Raw genomic sequence first — 16333 nt, forward strand, 5'->3', positions numbered from 1 at the left:
AATTATTAATGGATATTTAAAATATGTTAGTATGGTACTCTGTGAGCCACTAAAGAGAAATGGGGTTGACGAGTGGAGTTGAAAAATAATTTTATTTCATAGCGATGAAGAAAGAGAAATGGGGTTGACGAGTGGAGTTGAAAAATAATTTTATTTCATAGCGATGAAGAAAGTAAATGCAAAAAGTTTATAGAGGAAGAAAATAGTCTTATTATAAGTGAGAATTCAAAAGATGATATATGGCTTGGAAAAGGTATGTATTTCTAGGATAATAAACAATGTCATTAACTTAAAAGCAGAAGATATTTATTCCGAAATGGATTAGATATCTTCTGCTTTTTTGATATGCTTATATTGTAAAAAGAAGCCATGAACCTGCTCAAAAAAAGGATGTGATTATGTATGAAGCATTCTCAGAAACGTATATTCATGGATATAGAAAAAATGACTTCTGATGAATTTAAGGCATTTTGCCGATCAGGTAATAAAAATTATTTTATCAGAATTCGAAAAATGCCTCTTCAGGATCTTCTTTTCACGATGATAAACAGAAAGGGGTTGACGTTGGCATTGGAACTGAGAAATTATATGAAACTTGCGCATCCTGGTGTGTCTATTTCAAAACCAGGATATCTGAAACAGCGTATGAAACTTAATCCGGATGCTTTTTTAGAATTATACAAATATCATAACCGTAACTTTTATGCAGATTCCACCTTTTCAACTTACAAAGATCATTTAATATTAGCCGCTGACGGCTCAGATATTAATATTCCTACCACTGCTGAAACACTGAAACTATATGGGTTCTGCAAGCTGGAAAAACACAAAGGCCCAAGCTCAAATAGGATTAGGCTGTATTTATGATGTAATGAATCGTATGATACTGGAAAGTGACTGTAATAAGGTGAAATTTAATGAAATGCGCCTGGCAGAAAAACAGATGAAGCGAATACCGGAAACAATAGGCAGCATTCCCTATATTATTATCATGGACAGAGGCTATCCTTCTACGCCAGCGTTTATACATATGATGGATAAGGATATTAAATTTATCGTACGCTTAAAAAGCAGTGATTACAAAAAAGAGCAAAACAGTTTAACAGAAAATGATCAGCTAGTTAAAATAAAACTTGATAAGTCAAGAATCAGACATTACGAGGGAACGCTAGATGGAGAACGTATGAAAGAATTAGGTGAAATTTCATTGCGTATGGTAAAAATCCTATTAGAAAACGGAAGCTTAGAAGTTTTGGCTACAAATCTTTCACAAACTGAATTTCATACAAAAGAAATAAAAGAATTATGTCATATGAGGTGGGGGATAGAGACTGCGTATGAAACGCTAAAGAGTCGGTTGCAGTTAGAGAATTTTACAGGTACAAAACCTATTCTGTTATTACAAGATATATACAGCACTATATATCTGAGCAATTTAGCTGAAGATATCATACATATTAGATGCAGAGCGTGAACTGGATCAGAAAGAAGCGAACAGAAAACATAAAATGATGATCAATCAGACTGTTAGTATTGGAATCTTAAAAAATGATCTGATTTATATACTTCTTGAAACGGATGGTCAAAAGAAAAATATGTTATTTCAGCAAATATATGAAGATATCAGTAAAAATCTTGTTCCCATTCGTCCGGATCGGCATTATACCAGAATGAATGGGCAATTAGCAGGAAAATATTCGAATACCTATAAAAGAGCGTACTGAGCTAAAAAATAAGAGTACAAAGAGAAGGGGATAAGTATGCCCATATAAAAACAAAAAGCAGGAATCATAGTTTTATAAATGCTTACGATTTCTGCTCTTTGCTAAAGTTAATGACATTGCTTGATTACGAGGATTTATGAAATTGTAATTGGGTGCATTTTTTTGTATGAAAAAGCGTTACAATTAATAGGATAAAAAACAGAACAGCAAGAATGGAAAGACAGGAGGAAAAAGATGCAGGATGAATTACATAATAAATTAGCACATTTAAAAGAGTACATAAAAGAACTGAGCAGTGTTGCGATTGCATTTTCCAGTGGAGTTGATTCTACATTTTTATTAAAGGTGGCACATGAGATATTGGGAGATAATGTGATGGCGATCACAGTACAATCCGGTTCCTTTCCAAAGAGAGAACTAAATGAGGCAATTGCATTTTGCAAAAAAGAAGATATCCGTCATAAGGTCTGTCAGGTGGATGAAATGAAAATTGAAAGATTTTCTCAGAACCCACCGAACAGATGTTATTTATGCAAGCATGCACTGTTTGAAAAGATTGGAGCAATTGCAGAGAAAAATGAAATTGCTTATGTTGCAGAAGGTTCTAATATGGATGATCTTGGCGACTACAGACCGGGGCTTCAGGCTGTGGCGGAATTAGGAGTAAAAAGTCCACTGCGCGAAGCAGGACTTACAAAAGCGGAGATTCGTGAATTGTCAAAAGAGATGGGACTTTCAACCTGGGAAAAGCCATCTTTTGCTTGTCTGGCTTCAAGATTTGTATACGGAGAAACAATCAGCAAAGAGAAGTTGATCATGGTGGAAAGCGCAGAACAGTTATTGCTTGAACATGGCTTCCGGCAATTTCGTGTCCGTATGCATGGAAGGATGGCGAGGATCGAAGTAATGCCGGAAGAGTTTTTGAAGTTGCTTCAGGAAGAAGTCCGTGAGGATATTGTAAAACAATTTAAGCAGTTCGGATTCACTTATGTTACAATGGATCTAACAGGGTACAGAATTGGAAGTATGAATGAAACCCTGGATAAGAAGAATTAGAATGAGGCGAAAAAGATGGAACAAAAGGAAATGATAGATCTTTTAAGACAGGTAGCATCCGGAACAATGGATGTAGAACAGGCAGCTTTGAAGTTAAAAGAAGAGCCTTTTGAAGATCTTGGTTTTGCCAAGATTGACCATCACAGAGCCATGCGCCAGGGTGTGGCAGAAGTGATTTATGGAGAAGGAAAGACACCGGAACAGATTTTCCGGATTGCAGAAGCAATGAAGGAAAAGGGACAGAAAGCAGTCCTGATCACAAGAATGAATAAGGAGTCAGCAATTTACATGGGAGAACGCCTGGAACTTCAATATGATGAAGTCAGCCGGATTGGGTTTATCGGCGAAGATCCAATAAAGGATGGAGACGGGAAAATAGTTGTGGCAACAGGCGGGACAAGCGATATCCCTGTTGCAGAAGAGGCTGCAAGAACAGCAGAGACACTTGGAAATGAAGTGGTCCGTTTATATGATGTAGGCGTCGCAGGAGTACATCGTCTGCTTGGACATCTCGACGAATTAATGGGAGCTCGTGTCATTATTGCTGTAGCCGGAATGGAAGGAGCACTTGCCAGTGTGATTGGAGGATTGGTGGATTGTCCGGTAATCGCAGTTCCGACAAGTGTTGGATATGGAGCATCTTTCGGTGGTGTATCAGCGCTTCTTTCTATGTTGAATTCTTGTGCAAGCGGAGTGAGTGTTGTGAATATAGATAATGGGTTTGGCGCGGGATTTCTTGCAAGCCGGATCAATCACATAGAGAGGAGAACGAAGGAATGAGGACATTATATTTAGACTGTGGGATGGGGGCAGCAGGGGATATGCTGACGGCTTCATTATTGCAGTTGTTTTCAGAACCTGTAAAACAGGTGAAAAAGTTGAATGATCTGAAAATCCCAGGGGTAAAATATCAGTTGGTGGCGTGTACAAGAGGTGGAATCAGAGGATATCAGGTGCGTGTGTTTGTGAAAGGACAGGAAGAAGAGAATCCTCATACGCAGACGGAAGAGCAGATCGGACATAAATCAGAAGAACCAGAGAAGCATACACAAGAACACGGACATCATTCGATGTCCCAGATCGTTCGTCTGATCAATCGGCTAGAAATTGAAGATCAGGTAAAACAGGACGCAGTTGCGGTCTATAAATTGATTGCAAAGGCGGAAGGGAAGGCACATGGTCAGCGCATGGATGAAATCCATTTCCATGAGGTTGGGACGATGGATGCAGTGGCGGATGTTGTGGCTGTCTGCTATTTGCTGAATGAACTTCAGGTGGATCAGATTCTTGCATCACCGGTTCGTGTCGGATATGGTCAGGTGAAATGTGCACATGGAATCCTTCCGGTGCCGGCACCGGCAACAGCGTATCTGATGAAAGAAATTCCAATGTATGCAGGAAATCTGGAGGGAGAATTCTGTACACCGACAGGAGCCGCACTTCTTAAGCATTTTGTTAAAAAGTATGAACAGATGCCGGTTCTGCAGATGGAAGAAATCGGTTATGGTTTTGGAAAAAGAGAGTATGAAAGACTGAACTGTGTGCGTGCGATTCTTGGAGAAACGCAAGACAAGGTAGAAGAAGAGATTTTGGAACTGTGCTGTAATCTGGATGATATGACTTCGGAGGAAATCGGGTATGCGACAGAGCTTCTGATCAAAGAAGGCGCATTGGATGTTTACACATCCTCCATTCAGATGAAGAAAAACCGGCCGGGGATTCTGCTCACATGTATGTGCAGGGCAGAACAGAAAGAGTATTTCCTACAGCTGATATTCAAACACACCTCAACACTTGGTGTCAGAGAGTATTTTTGTAGAAGATATGGACTTAAGCGGAAAATAGACGAAGTGCAGACAGAATATGGAACCGTTCATGTGAAGAGAGCATCCGGATATGGAGTGGTGAAGGAAAAACTCGAGTATGATGATGTTTCCAAAATTGCAGAAGAACATAGCTGGTCTGTAGCAGAGGCAAGAAATAGGATTTATGGAAAATTATAATTTTAATATACAGGAAGAATTGAAAAAGCTTCCGGGAAGGCCGGGAGTTTATCTGATGCATGATGAGACGGATCAGATTATCTATGTCGGAAAAGCAATCAGCCTGAAAAACCGTGTGCGGCAGTATTTTCAAAGCAGCAGGAATAAAGGGGTTAAGATCGAACAGATGGTAACACATATCAGCCGCTTTGAATATATTGTGACAGATTCGGAACTGGAAGCACTTGTTCTAGAATGTAATCTGATCAAGGAACATCGGCCCAAATATAATACGATGCTGATGGATGACAAGGCCTATCCATTCATCAAGGTGACAACAGGAGAGGCATACCCTCGCATTATGCTGGCACGACAGATGAAGAAAGATAAGGCACGTTATTTCGGCCCCTACACAAGCTCACAGGCGGTGCGGGACACAATTGATCTGATCCATAAGCTGTATCATATAAGAAGCTGTAATCGTTCACTTCCAAAAGACATTGGAAAAGAGCGTCCGTGTCTGAATTATCATATCAAGCAGTGTGAGGCACCTTGCCAGGGATATATTTCCCAAGAAGAATACCGGAAATCCATTGATGAGGTAATCCGTTTTCTAAATGGAAATTTTGATATGATTTTAAAAGATCTGGAAGATAAGATGATGGCCGCTTCGGAGGCACTGGAATTTGAGAAAGCAATCGAATATAGAGAGTTATTAAATAGTGTAAAAAAGGTGGCTCAGAAACAGAAGATTACAGATTCCAGTGGGGAAGACAGAGATGTCATGGCAGTTGCATGCCAGGACGAAGATGCAGTTGTACAGGTCTTTTTTATCCGTGGCGGAAGATTGATCGGGAGAGACCATTTCTATCTGAGAATCAGCGAAGAGGATAAAAAATCGGAAATTCTTAACAGTTTTATCAAACAGTATTATGCAGGAACCCCTTTTCTTCCGGGTGAACTGATGCTGCCGGAAGAAATCGAAGAGCAGGAACTTCTTGAATCCTGGCTGAGCGCGAAGAAGGGGCAGAAAGTAACGATCCGTGTGCCGAAGAAAGGTACAAAAGAAAAGCTGGTGGAACTGGCGGAAGAGAATGCGAGGATGGTTCTGTCTAAAGATAAAGAGCGGCTAAAGAGGGAAGAAGGACGCACGATCGGTGCAGTGAAGGAGATAGCATCTTTACTGGGACTGGAACAGATCGTCCGTATGGAAGCATATGATATTTCGAATACAAATGGTTTCGAATCGGTAGGCTCTATGGTTGTCTATGAGAAAGGAAAACCAAAGCGGAATGATTACAGGAAGTTCAAAATCAAGAGTGTGAAAGGACCGGATGATTATGCGAGCATGCGAGAAGTTCTTACGCGTCGTTTTACACATGGATTAAAAGAACGTGAGGAGAATGCGGAAGCTGGGAAATTTACAACATTTCCGGATTTAATTCTGATGGATGGAGGCCGTGGACAGGTAAATATTGCATTGCAGGTGCTTGATGAGTTGAAGCTGAATATTCCGGTCTGTGGTATGGTGAAAGATGACAATCATAGAACAAGAGGATTATATTATAATAATGTGGAAATCCCGATTGACCGCAATTCAGAAGCATTTAAACTGATCACAAGAATTCAGGATGAAGCCCATCGGTTTGCAATCGAGTTCCACAGGCAGCTGCGTGGCAAAGGGCAGGTACATTCCGTTTTGGATGATATTGAAGGAATCGGTCCGGCCAGAAGAAAGGCATTGATGCGGCATTATCTGAGCCTGGATGCAATCCGGAGCGCAACAGTAGAAGAACTGGCACAGCTTCCGTCAATGAATGAGAAGGCAGCAGAATCGGTTTATCAATCTTTCATGATTAAGGGTTTTATCGAAAAGAAAATCATGATATACTTATGTACAGGCGATGGGACATGTAGGGAAATGTTAGATTTATGCAAGCAGTAAATATCATGTATCCTCTTGAGTTTCTCAAGGCAGCATGTCTGAAATGAAAAGAGACACAGAAAAAGGAGATTACAAGATGAGTGGTGTGAAATTAACCGATATCGTTGAAAAGATGAATCTGAAAAATCTCACTCCGGAAGTAGATATCACAGAACGTGAAGTTCTTGTTCCGGATGTGAACAGACCGGCACTTCAACTGGCAGGATTTTTCGATCATTTTGATCTGAATCGTGTACAGATTATAGGGAATGTAGAGTGTGCCTATCTGGAGACTTTGGCAGAAGAGAAAAGAGTTGAGATTTATCAGAAACTTTTGGAACATAAAGTACCATGTATTATTTTCAGCAATGAACTTCAGCCGGATGAAAGCTTCATTGAGATTGCTCAGAAAAATGATATTCCGGTATTCGGTACATGCAAGAAGACATCATCCTTTATGGGAGAACTGATCCGTTGGCTGAATGTAAAACTTGCTCCGTGCATTTCCATTCACGGAGTGCTTGTTGACGTATATGGTGTCGGAGTTCTGATCATGGGAGAAAGTGGAATCGGTAAGAGTGAAGCAGCACTTGAATTGATCAAGCGTGGACATCGTCTCGTGACGGATGATGTGGTTGAAATCCGTAAAGTCAGTGATGAGACATTAGTTGGTTCTGCACCGGATATCACAAGACATTTTATCGAGTTGCGTGGTATCGGAATCGTGGATGTAAAGTCTATGTTCGGTGTACAGAGCGTAAGAGAAACTCAGAATATCGATCTGGTCATTACGCTGGAAGACTGGAGCAGAGAGAAAGAATATGACAGACTTGGTCTGGAAGAGGAATATACAGAGTTCCTTGGCAACAGAGTTGTCTGCCATAATATTCCGATCCGTCCGGGACGTAATCTGGCGATCATCGTAGAATCTGCTGCGGTTAACCACAGACAGAAACAGATGGGATATAATGCGGCACAGGAACTGTACAAACGTGTGCAGGAGAATCTGGCAAAGAGAAGAAAATAAAACGGGAAAAAAGAGCATGCGGTACAAATCTGTTACAGAGTACCGCATGCTCATGTGAAATATAAAAAGAAACGGAGATAGAGTTATGAAATATTGTTTTGGTGTTGATATAGGGGGAACAACGGTTAAACTTGGTCTGTTCAGTGAGGCAGGAGCCATTGTGGAGAAGTGGGAGATTGTGACAAGAACTGAAGATGAAGGATCAGCAATTCTTCCGGATATTGCAGAGGCGATCAATGGTAAATTAGAGCAGCATGGCATTGAGAAAGAACAGGTTCTTGGAATTGGTGTCGGTGTGCCGGCTCCTGTTACGGTAGATGGAATCGTTAACGGTTCTGCAAATCTTGGCTGGAAATATAAGAATGCGAAGAAAGAGCTGGAAGAACTGACAGGACTGACAGCAGAATTTGGAAATGATGCGAATGTTGCCGCACTTGGCGAGATGTGGAAAGGCGGCGGTGTTGGTTACCGCAATATGATCATGGTCACACTTGGAACAGGTGTTGGCGGTGGCATTATCATCAATGGAAAGATCCTGATAGGAGAGAACGGAGCAGGTGGAGAGATTGGTCATATGTGTGTGAATCTGGAAGAGACAGATACTTGTGGATGTGGCAGACACGGATGTCTGGAGCAGTATGCATCAGCAACAGGTATCTCACGTCTTGCTAGAAAGAAGATGGAGCATGAGACACGTGCAACAATCCTGACAAAAGAAGACCTTTCTGCAAAAGCTGTTTTCGATGCAGTGAAGGAAGGGGATGAAGTTGCGATAGAGGTTGCGACAGAAATGGGAAATTACTTAGGGCATGCAATGGCAGATATGGCAGCAGTACTGGATCCGGCTGTATTTGTAATTGGCGGTGGAGTGTCCAAAGCAGGAGAAGTTCTGCTTTCATTTATTGAAAAACCGTTTATGGAGAAAGCGTTCTTTGCAAATAAGAATGTGAAGTTTAAGCTCGCTACGCTTGGAAATGATGCAGGAATCTGTGGAGCGGCTAAGCTGGTACTTGAGGATTGATAGAAGTATAACAAGTACAGAAAAAATAGTGGAAACAAAAAGAGGAGATTTTTACAGATGTTAGATATCTGTGAAATCCCCTCTTTTTTCTTTGAAAAATTTATTATGCAAGCACTTTCTTGAAACTAACTTTAAAGTATATGGTTTCTGCAATTGCTGTGAGTCCCCAGGAGAAGATGTACAGCAGATACAGAGATGGGATTGTATGGAAGTAAGCAAATACCGTATAGATCCATATAATACGAAATACACAGGATCCCATGATTACAATAAATGTAGGAGCAATACTCTTGCCGATTCCTCTGGAAGCGGCAATTGCACAGTCCATAAAGGCACTGAATGCATAGGAGAATCCCATAATCCTGATTCTATGCATACCTGCTGCAATAACGGCCGACTCTGTAGCAAACAGAGACAAGAATGGCCGTCCGAAGAAGAAGAGTGATCCACCGAGAATCAGTCCTGCACTGAAAGAATAGGTAAGTGCTACGAAATAACATTTTTTCATCCTCTCTTTATTCCCTGCTCCCCAGTTCTGACTCATGAAACTGGAACAGGCCACGTAGAAGGCAAACATAACATTGTAAATCAGATTATCTGCATTCGCAGCGGCAGCATTTCCGGAAACCATGATCGCATCAAAAGAGTTGATACCGGATTGAACGAAAAGGTTTGCAATCGCGAAGATCGCATTCTGCAGACCCGATGGAACACCGAGATAAAGAATTCCTTTTCCATAAATGTTATGATAGCGTAATTTACGCAGGCTGACTTTACACATATCATCGCGGCGCATTAGATGGATCAGGATCAATCCTCCTGAAACGTACTGTGCGATTGCACTGGCAGTGGCAACTCCGACAGCAGCCATATGGAATACGATAACAAAGATCAGATTCAATATGACATTAAGTATTCCGGCAAATGCAAGGTAATACATTGGACGTTTTGTATCCCCACGGGCGCTTAAGACACCGTTACCGAAATTATAAATTGCCGTGGCAGGCATACCAAGTGCAAAAACTTTCATATAGAGAACAGCCTGATCGAGCAGTTCCGGCTTTGTATTTATCATGGAAAGCATTGGTCCTGCAAAAAGCAGACAGATCAGACAGACAAAAATACCTGCTGCTGCACAAATAATCAGTGCGGAGTGAATGGTTTCTTTTGTAGCTTTCTCATCACCGGCACCGAGTTTGTTGGCAACCTGGACATTGACACCACTTCCAAGTCCGATCAGAAGTCCTGTGAACAGTGTGACAAGTGTAGTGGTCGAGCCGACAGAACCAAGTGCTTTGTAATCTGCAAAATGTCCGACAACAGCGACGTCACTTAAGTTGAACATCACTTCCAAAATCTGGGAAAACATAAGAGGAACACTGAAGAAAAACATGTTTTCCAAAGAGATCCCTGAGTCATTTCAATTGTTCGCTTTCGTCTTTTCGTTATTTCATTACTCATTCCCTAACAACCCCTTTACCAGATAAAATAATGAAAGAAAACAGATGAAATCACAAAAAAAACATCACTTCCAAAAGAAAGCAATGCATTTTAAATCGCCTTTGGCGATGGGGCAAGATGCATTCAAGTCAAAACATGCATCCTCCGTGTCAATCAGCGAAGTGATTGACACGGGAGTGAACAGTAACTATCTGTTTTCTGGTTAAAATCCGATGATTCTTATATACAGTGTAGCATGAAAAGTGCGGGGAAACAACAGGAAAAACAATAATTTTTTTCCAATGATTCTTTTATTTTTTTAGATGAATTTAAGCCTTGAAAATAAATTTTTACGACAAAAAGATTAAAATAAATCAAGAAAAAGATTAAAATAGACTCTTGATTTCTGATTTCAGAGGACTATAATGTCAGAGTAAACAAAATACAGTTCACCAAAATTCGTTGATGAGAACAAAACCGTATCCGTCATTATTTTCAGAGAGTCTGTGGCTGGTGTGAACAGACAATAACCGGGTAAGGATATCCTCTCTAAGAAGCGGGCTGAAAGCAGATGAACATGTTGCAAGTAAACCTCGCCGGGATCCACCGTTATATGGATAGCATATGTTGGTATGTGAAGTGTCGCAGAATTAATTTTTGCGGAATTAGGGTGGTAACGCGGATTATATTCGTCCCTTTTCAGATTGAGTTCTGGAAAGGGACTTTTTTTGAATATATCTCAAGAAGAATACAGATTTTAGGTGAACAAGAATCCTAAGGAGGTATTGTAATGAAAGCATTACAAAAAGTCAGCAAATTTTTATCAGATTATACTTCAGTGGTTGTTATTGCCATTGCAGTAGTGACATTCTTTGTCCCGACAATGATGGGATGGGTTAACAACGCTTTGTTTGTCGATCCGGTATCCAATAAATTTACCTGTCAGTCTATTATTATCGGAGTGATCATGTTTAGTATGGGTCTGACATTAACAACAGAGGATTTTAAGATTCTTGCGCAGAGACCGTTTGATATCTGCATCGGAGCAATCGCTCAGTATCTGATTATGCCATTCCTTGCATTTGCACTGACAAAGGCATTGAATCTTCCGGATGGAATCGCTTTGGGACTGATCCTTGTCGGATGTTGTCCTGGTGGTGTGTCATCCAATATTATGTCCTATCTGTGTGGTGGAGATGTAGCATTTTCTGTAGGAATGACAACAGTTTCAACATTGCTCTCACCAGTTATGACACCACTTATGGTTTCACTGCTGGCAAGTGGTACACATATTTCAATCAAAGGATTACCTATGTTTGTATCCATTATTGAAACAGTTATCTTCCCGGTAGCAGTAGGATTCTTACTCAACTATCTGTTAGGAAAAAATAAAACATTCAAAGAACTTCAGAAAATTATGCCTGGTATTGCAGTACTTGGACTTGCATGCGTTGTCGGCGGTGTAGTATCTTCACAGGGAAGCAAATTCTTTGAGTCCGGTGTTGTAATCTTCGTGGCAGTATTTCTTCATAATGGACTTGGATATCTGCTTGGATACGGAGCTGGTAAACTCACAGGAATGAATACAGCGAAGAAGAGAACAATCTCGATCGAGGTAGGTATGCAGAATGCAGGACTTGCAACAAACCTTGCAACAACAACAGCACAGTTTGCATCCACACCGGAGTCAGCAATCATCTGTGCAGTATCTTGTACATGGCATTCTATTTCAGGAACACTCCTTGCAGGAATGTTTGCATATTATGATAAATTCAAAGAGGACAGAGAATCCAAGAGTGTGAATACAAAAGAAGAAGCAGTATAAAAAGAATGAAATGATAAGGCAGAGGTAAAAAATAATTGATTTAGAGGATGGTTTGACACAACGAACAAGAAACGTTCGAACGTGAGAAAACCATCCTTTTTTCTGTGTTGCATGGTAAGGAAAATCATTTTATAATAAATAAGGCAAGAGATTTTATCTGAACATAAGAAAGCAATCAGAGTTCGGAACAAAAGAGAAATACAAGAGGGGAAATGTAAATGGAAGAAAAAGAAAATACAGAAAATACGGGGATGGGAAAACGAAAACATTCCCACGATACAAAAATAGTAATAAAGTATTATTATGAAAGGATCCGACAGAACACGTGGAATTTTCTGAAATGGATGGGGCTTTCTGTTTTGACAGGTCTGGTTGTAGGCGGTGCGAGTGCAGTATTTGCAGGATGTATCAAGGCAGCAACGGAATACAGGGATACACACAATTGGATTTTTATGCTTTTGCCGGTTGCAGGAGTTCTGATTGTATTTATGTATGAGAGGATAGGAAGACAGGACGGAGGAACGAATCAGGTACTTGCTACTATTAAATCAAAGGATGATGTTCCGTTTCTGTCAGCACCATTGATTTTTGTGTCAACATTATTGACGCATCTTACCGGCGGTTCGGCAGGAAGAGAAGGAGCGTCGATACAGTTTGGTGGAAGTATTGGAAATTGGCTTGGAAAACTGGCTCATTTAGATGAATTTGATCACCATGTGATGATTATGTGTGGAATGAGTGCAGCGTTTGCAGCCGTGTTTGGAACACCGATGGCAGCAGCAGTTTTTGCAATGGAGGTTGCGAGCGTGGGGGTAATGTATTACGCGGCGCTTCTTCCGTGTGTGATCGCAGCTATCATTGCGGCAGAGTTTGCAACAGGAATGGGGATTGATCCGGAGACATTTCCGGTACATTCTATCCCGGGACTTACTGTGGAGACAGGACTTAAGATGGCATTGATCGCAGTGGGGTGTGGGATTTTAAGTATTCTATTTTGTATTCTGTTAAAAATAGTAGGGCAGTTGTATACAAAGTACTTGAAAAATCCGTATATTAGAATTGTAGTCGCGGCAGGAGTGATTATTCTGATCACAATATGTCTGAATACAAAAGATTATATGGGAGCAGGAAGCGGATTGATCGCAAGAGCTATTGAAAACGGTGAAGCAGGACCACTCGATTTCTTATGGAAAATGTTACTTACAGCGCTTACGATGCGGGCAGGATACCGTGGCGGTGAGATTGTACCGGCATTCAGTGTTGGCGCGACGTTTGGATGTGTTGCCGGTGGAATATTTGGATTCTCACCGGAGTTAGCAGCTGCAGCCGGCATGGTTGCACTTTTCTGCGGAGTGACGAACTGTCCGATTACGGCAATGCTGATTTCATTCGAACTGTTTGGATTTTCAGGAGCAGCATATTATCTGATCGCGATATCAATCAGCTATGCGGTTTCCGGATATTATAGTTTATATAAAGATCAGACGATTGTATATTCTAAATATAAAGCAAGATATATTAACCGTAAAACAAGATAGCAGAATACTGTATCAGAGAGATACAGACAGGATAACAAGAACAATCAGTTATATAGGTATATGAAAAGGAGAGGCATTTTATATAGCCTCTCCTTTTCAGTTGCGCCTTGCGGCGCGTGATTTACTTATTGAGTGGTACTTCCGCTTCCAGTGTCGCCACCAGTAGTGCTGCCGGAAGTATCACCTGTAGTTGTTCCGGTTGTTCCAGCAGAGTCTCCGCCGGCAGCAGGTTCGGTTGTTGTCCCAGCAGAGGAAGAATCCGGTGATGAGGTTGTTCCGGAAGAATCGGTACCTGTAGCAGGTGTGTTCTCATCAGAACTCTCAGAATCATCTTTCTTGGAATCTTTTGATGGGGCAACATAGTGACCACTGCAGCTCTTTGTCGGAGCATTGTCTTTTGAGAAATACTCTGTAATAGCAGGACAACTGCTTGTGGCAAGGAGTCCTGTTTTAGTACAAACCGTCTTTTCTTCGACAGAGGATGGAATTTCAAAGTCTTTGTACTCAAGTCCTTTTGTATCCTGGATATGTTCCATGATATTTTTCCAAAGTTTCTGATGCCAGCTCTGGCTTAATCTGTCCATTGTCTTATGCTCATCATATCCACCCCATACAGACGCTGTATAATAAGGCGTAAATGCTGAAATCCACAAGTCACGGCTTTCCTGGCTGGTACCTGTTTTAGCGGCAACAGGCATGTTGCTCAGTCTTGCAGAACCACCGGTTCCACCGGCACCGTTGACAACGTCTTCCATTGCACTTGTCAGAAGATAAGCAGTGGAGTCTTTTAAGACTTCATGTGTCTCAGGGGTTGTGTTATCGAGAAGAACATTTCCATCATGATCCAGAACCTGTGTGTAAAGAATCGGCTTCGTGTAAGTTCCTCCATTGGCAATTGCTGCATAGGCAGCTGTCATCTCGATATTATATACACCGTTCGTGATACCACCAAGAGCTTTTGCCTGTGAATATTTATCATCTTCAGACAGCGTTGTAAATCCAAAATTAAGAAGATAATCATAACTTTCTGTTTCACCAACATAGTCAGTTAATGTCTTGACAGCAAGGACATTCATAGAATGTTCAATTCCATAACGGACACGTGTTGGACCGATATATTTTTTATCCCAGTTGTTTACAGACTGTCCGTTCTTATATTCATATTCTTCATCATCAATTGTTGTTGCAAGGGTGATCTTTCCTTCGTTAAGTGCCGGTGCATAAGCAGCAAGAATCTTGAAACAGGATCCAGGCTGTCTTGCAGAATCTGTGGCACGGTTTAGAGAAAGACTGGAATTCTTTTCGCCGCGTCCACCGACGATAGCTTTCACCTGTCCGGTATACTGATCCATCACAACAACAGAAGTCTGCGGCTGAGGTGAGAGCTCAATTCTTTCATCAACAGTGTCTCCGCCTGCTTCATTGATATTGAGCGTTGATTTAAATGCATCAACTGCTTCCTGTGCAGCTCCTTCGGAACCGTAGAGAAGTGGAGTGTCATATCCCCAGGCACTCTGAATATAGGAAGCAAGTTGTTCTTTACTGTAGTTCTCAGAAGAACCATCTGCCCTGTGGATAGTAAGTGCGTAATCAAGCCATATTCTGTATCACCATTGAGATAATCCCCTACATTAGCAACTTCATCATCACAGATGGCCTGAATATCAGCATCCTGTGTAACTTTGATCGTAAGGCCGCCGCTATAGAGCAGATTGTATGCCTGTGTTTCTGTATAACTCTTCTCAGTTACAAGATCATCCACGATCTGATTGATGACTGCATCGATGAAATAAGTGTAAGGTTTGGATGCAGTTGTATTTGACGCTGTTTCGGAAATGCGGTTATATACATTATCCGCCATTGCCTCATCGTATTCATCCTTTGTGATAGAGCCTTGTTCCTTCATGTTTTTCAGAACTTTTTCCCGTCTTTTTGCATTAGCCTCCGGGTTGCTGACCGGATTCAGATTTGACGGACTCTGGGTGATTGCTGCGATAACTGCACATTCAGAAAGAGTCAGATCTTTTGCATCTTTATTAAAGTAACGCTGTGCAGCTGTCTGAACTCCGAGGCATCCCTGTCCTAAATTGATTGTATTCATGTATGCCTCAAGAATCTCTTCCTTACTCATCTCTTTTTCAATCTTTAGTGCAAGGTACTGTTCCTGGATTTTACGTTCAATTCGCTGATACTTACTCTCATTGATGAAATTAGGGAATACATTGTTTTTGATTAACTGCTGGGTTAATGTGCTGGCTCCTTCTGTGAAATGGAAGCCATGTGCAACACCATTGACACCGGCACGGATAATTCCCTGGATATCAATACCGTTATGCTTGTAGAAACGTTCGTCCTCGATCGCAACAAAAGCTTTCCCCATGTATGGTGAAATCTCGTCATATTTCTTGTAAACACGGTTAGAATCAGAGTCTTTGAGTTGCTCAAGCAAGGTTCCATTGGAATCGACAATATTCGTTGTATAGCCCTGTGGCATAATGTCCTTTGCAGTGACTTCCGGTGTATTGTCAATCACTTTTTTTACATATATGCCAATTCCGGCTGCCCCAATGACGATCAAAAGCAGAAAACAAATAATGAGGGCTTTGAAAAAACGTACGCCGACTCGCTTCTTTTTCCTTTTCTTTTTAGAAGAAATTTGCTTTTTTCTTCTAGAAAGATTCGATTTTCCGTAATTCACGTATAATATCCTCCTTTATTGACTTCTATGATTATATCAAATTTACCGATGTAAATAAAGGTAAATTTGAAAAGTTCAAATTTTCCTGAAAATCTTAA

15 protein-coding genes and 1 other annotated feature are annotated in these 16333 nt (G+C 41.0%); of the genes, 12 read left to right on the plus strand and 3 right to left on the minus strand.

All coding sequences use genetic code 11. The features are described 5' to 3' along the window. Positions 1-402 precede the first annotated feature (402 nt). From DXB52_RS17310 to DXB52_RS12435, 9 genes are all read left to right on the plus strand, one after another. The gene (locus tag DXB52_RS17310) at positions 403-867 is read left to right on the plus strand and encodes a hypothetical protein (RefSeq protein WP_270370934.1); all 465 of its coding nucleotides are present in this window, start codon (positions 403-405) and stop codon (positions 865-867) included. Continuing rightward, positions 803-1474, plus strand: coding sequence for a transposase (locus DXB52_RS17315; protein ID WP_330677918.1), 672 nt, complete (start codon positions 803-805; stop codon positions 1472-1474). The genes DXB52_RS17310 and DXB52_RS17315 overlap by 65 nt, the downstream gene beginning before the upstream one ends. Positions 1475-1508: 34 nt before the next feature. After that, complete coding sequence (locus DXB52_RS17320; protein ID WP_472520133.1) at positions 1509-1724, plus strand: hypothetical protein; 216 nt, start codon at positions 1509-1511, stop codon at positions 1722-1724. Between the two features lie 234 nt (positions 1725-1958). Next, on the plus strand, positions 1959-2780 hold the full coding sequence (gene larE / locus DXB52_RS12410; RefSeq protein WP_118107550.1) for an ATP-dependent sacrificial sulfur transferase LarE: 822 nt from the start codon (positions 1959-1961) through the stop codon (positions 2778-2780). 15 nt (positions 2781-2795) lie between these two features. After that, positions 2796-3560, plus strand: a complete 765-nt coding sequence (larB, locus tag DXB52_RS12415; RefSeq protein WP_118107552.1) for a nickel pincer cofactor biosynthesis protein LarB — start codon at positions 2796-2798, stop codon at positions 3558-3560. Then, positions 3557-4783, plus strand: coding sequence for a nickel pincer cofactor biosynthesis protein LarC (gene larC / locus DXB52_RS12420; RefSeq protein ID WP_118107554.1), 1227 nt, complete (start codon positions 3557-3559; stop codon positions 4781-4783). The genes larB and larC overlap by 4 nt, the downstream gene beginning before the upstream one ends. Continuing rightward, positions 4770-6707, plus strand: coding sequence for an excinuclease ABC subunit UvrC (gene uvrC, locus DXB52_RS12425; protein WP_472520134.1), 1938 nt, complete (start codon positions 4770-4772; stop codon positions 6705-6707). Before larC ends, uvrC begins: the two co-directional genes overlap by 14 nt. Before the next feature lie 76 nt (positions 6708-6783). Further along, positions 6784-7713 (plus strand): HPr(Ser) kinase/phosphatase, encoded by a 930-nt coding sequence (gene hprK, locus DXB52_RS12430; protein ID WP_118107556.1) that lies wholly within the window; start codon positions 6784-6786, stop codon positions 7711-7713. Between the two features lie 85 nt (positions 7714-7798). Then, the gene (locus DXB52_RS12435; protein WP_117540632.1) at positions 7799-8734 is read left to right on the plus strand and encodes an ROK family glucokinase; all 936 of its coding nucleotides are present in this window, start codon (positions 7799-7801) and stop codon (positions 8732-8734) included. A 103-nt stretch (positions 8735-8837) separates the two neighbouring features. On the opposite strand, the gene DXB52_RS12440 is transcribed toward DXB52_RS12435, so the two are convergent. After that, the gene (locus DXB52_RS12440) at positions 8838-10127 is read right to left on the minus strand and encodes an MATE family efflux transporter (protein ID WP_118107557.1); all 1290 of its coding nucleotides are present in this window, start codon (positions 10125-10127) and stop codon (positions 8838-8840) included. A gap of 151 nt (positions 10128-10278) precedes the next feature. Between DXB52_RS12440 and DXB52_RS17325 the strand changes: the two genes are divergently transcribed. The 3 genes from DXB52_RS17325 to DXB52_RS12450 all read left to right on the plus strand — a co-directional run bounded on the left by DXB52_RS17325 (position 10279) and on the right by DXB52_RS12450 (position 13537). Next, entirely contained in the window at positions 10279-10401 is a 123-nt protein-coding gene (locus tag DXB52_RS17325) for a hypothetical protein (protein ID WP_472520135.1), read from the plus strand. A 226-nt stretch (positions 10402-10627) separates the two neighbouring features. Continuing rightward, positions 10628-10874 (plus strand) — a binding site (T-box leader). Between the two features lie 90 nt (positions 10875-10964). Then, on the plus strand, positions 10965-11999 hold the full coding sequence (locus DXB52_RS12445; protein WP_015529598.1) for a bile acid:sodium symporter family protein: 1035 nt from the start codon (positions 10965-10967) through the stop codon (positions 11997-11999). A 218-nt stretch (positions 12000-12217) separates the two neighbouring features. Next, positions 12218-13537, plus strand: coding sequence for a chloride channel protein (locus tag DXB52_RS12450; RefSeq protein WP_330677916.1), 1320 nt, complete (start codon positions 12218-12220; stop codon positions 13535-13537). A 125-nt stretch (positions 13538-13662) separates the two neighbouring features. Here DXB52_RS12450 and DXB52_RS17330 read toward each other — a convergent pair whose 3' ends face one another. Then, a complete protein-coding gene (locus DXB52_RS17330) occupies positions 13663-14889 on the minus strand; it encodes a transglycosylase domain-containing protein (protein WP_472520136.1) in 1227 nt (408 codons plus the stop codon). Continuing rightward, positions 14889-16235, minus strand: coding sequence for a transglycosylase domain-containing protein (locus DXB52_RS17335; RefSeq protein WP_472520137.1), 1347 nt, complete (start codon positions 16233-16235; stop codon positions 14889-14891). The genes DXB52_RS17330 and DXB52_RS17335 overlap by 1 nt, the downstream gene beginning before the upstream one ends. Positions 16236-16333: the final 98 nt, after the last annotated feature.

Source organism: Ruminococcus sp. OM04-4AA (genome assembly GCF_003462585.1).
Taxonomy (GTDB): Bacteria; Bacillota; Clostridia; order Lachnospirales; family Lachnospiraceae; genus Mediterraneibacter; species Mediterraneibacter faecis.

Excerpts from the sequence above, each read along its gene's own strand:
- larB (WP_118107552.1), top strand. The coding sequence starts at position 2,796 with ATGGAACAAAAGGAAATGATAGATCTTTTAAGACAGGTAGCATCCGGA.
- DXB52_RS12440 (WP_118107557.1), bottom strand. The coding sequence starts at position 10,127 with ATGTTTTTCTTCAGTGTTCCTCTTATGTTTTCCCAGATTTTGGAAGTG.
- DXB52_RS17315 (WP_330677918.1), top strand. The coding sequence starts at position 803 with ATGGGTTCTGCAAGCTGGAAAAACACAAAGGCCCAAGCTCAAATAGGA.
- DXB52_RS12435 (WP_117540632.1), top strand. The coding sequence starts at position 7,799 with ATGAAATATTGTTTTGGTGTTGATATAGGGGGAACAACGGTTAAACTT.
- DXB52_RS17330 (WP_472520136.1), bottom strand. The coding sequence starts at position 14,889 with ATGGATCAGTATACCGGACAGGTGAAAGCTATCGTCGGTGGACGCGGC.
- DXB52_RS17310 (WP_270370934.1), top strand. The coding sequence starts at position 403 with ATGAAGCATTCTCAGAAACGTATATTCATGGATATAGAAAAAATGACT.
- DXB52_RS12450 (WP_330677916.1), top strand. The coding sequence starts at position 12,218 with ATGGAAGAAAAAGAAAATACAGAAAATACGGGGATGGGAAAACGAAAA.
- larC (WP_118107554.1), top strand. The coding sequence starts at position 3,557 with ATGAGGACATTATATTTAGACTGTGGGATGGGGGCAGCAGGGGATATG.
- DXB52_RS17325 (WP_472520135.1), top strand. The coding sequence starts at position 10,279 with ATGCATTTTAAATCGCCTTTGGCGATGGGGCAAGATGCATTCAAGTCA.
- DXB52_RS12445 (WP_015529598.1), top strand. The coding sequence starts at position 10,965 with ATGAAAGCATTACAAAAAGTCAGCAAATTTTTATCAGATTATACTTCA.
- hprK (WP_118107556.1), top strand. The coding sequence starts at position 6,784 with ATGAGTGGTGTGAAATTAACCGATATCGTTGAAAAGATGAATCTGAAA.
- larE (WP_118107550.1), top strand. The coding sequence starts at position 1,959 with ATGCAGGATGAATTACATAATAAATTAGCACATTTAAAAGAGTACATA.
- DXB52_RS17320 (WP_472520133.1), top strand. The coding sequence starts at position 1,509 with ATGATGATCAATCAGACTGTTAGTATTGGAATCTTAAAAAATGATCTG.
- uvrC (WP_472520134.1), top strand. The coding sequence starts at position 4,770 with ATGGAAAATTATAATTTTAATATACAGGAAGAATTGAAAAAGCTTCCG.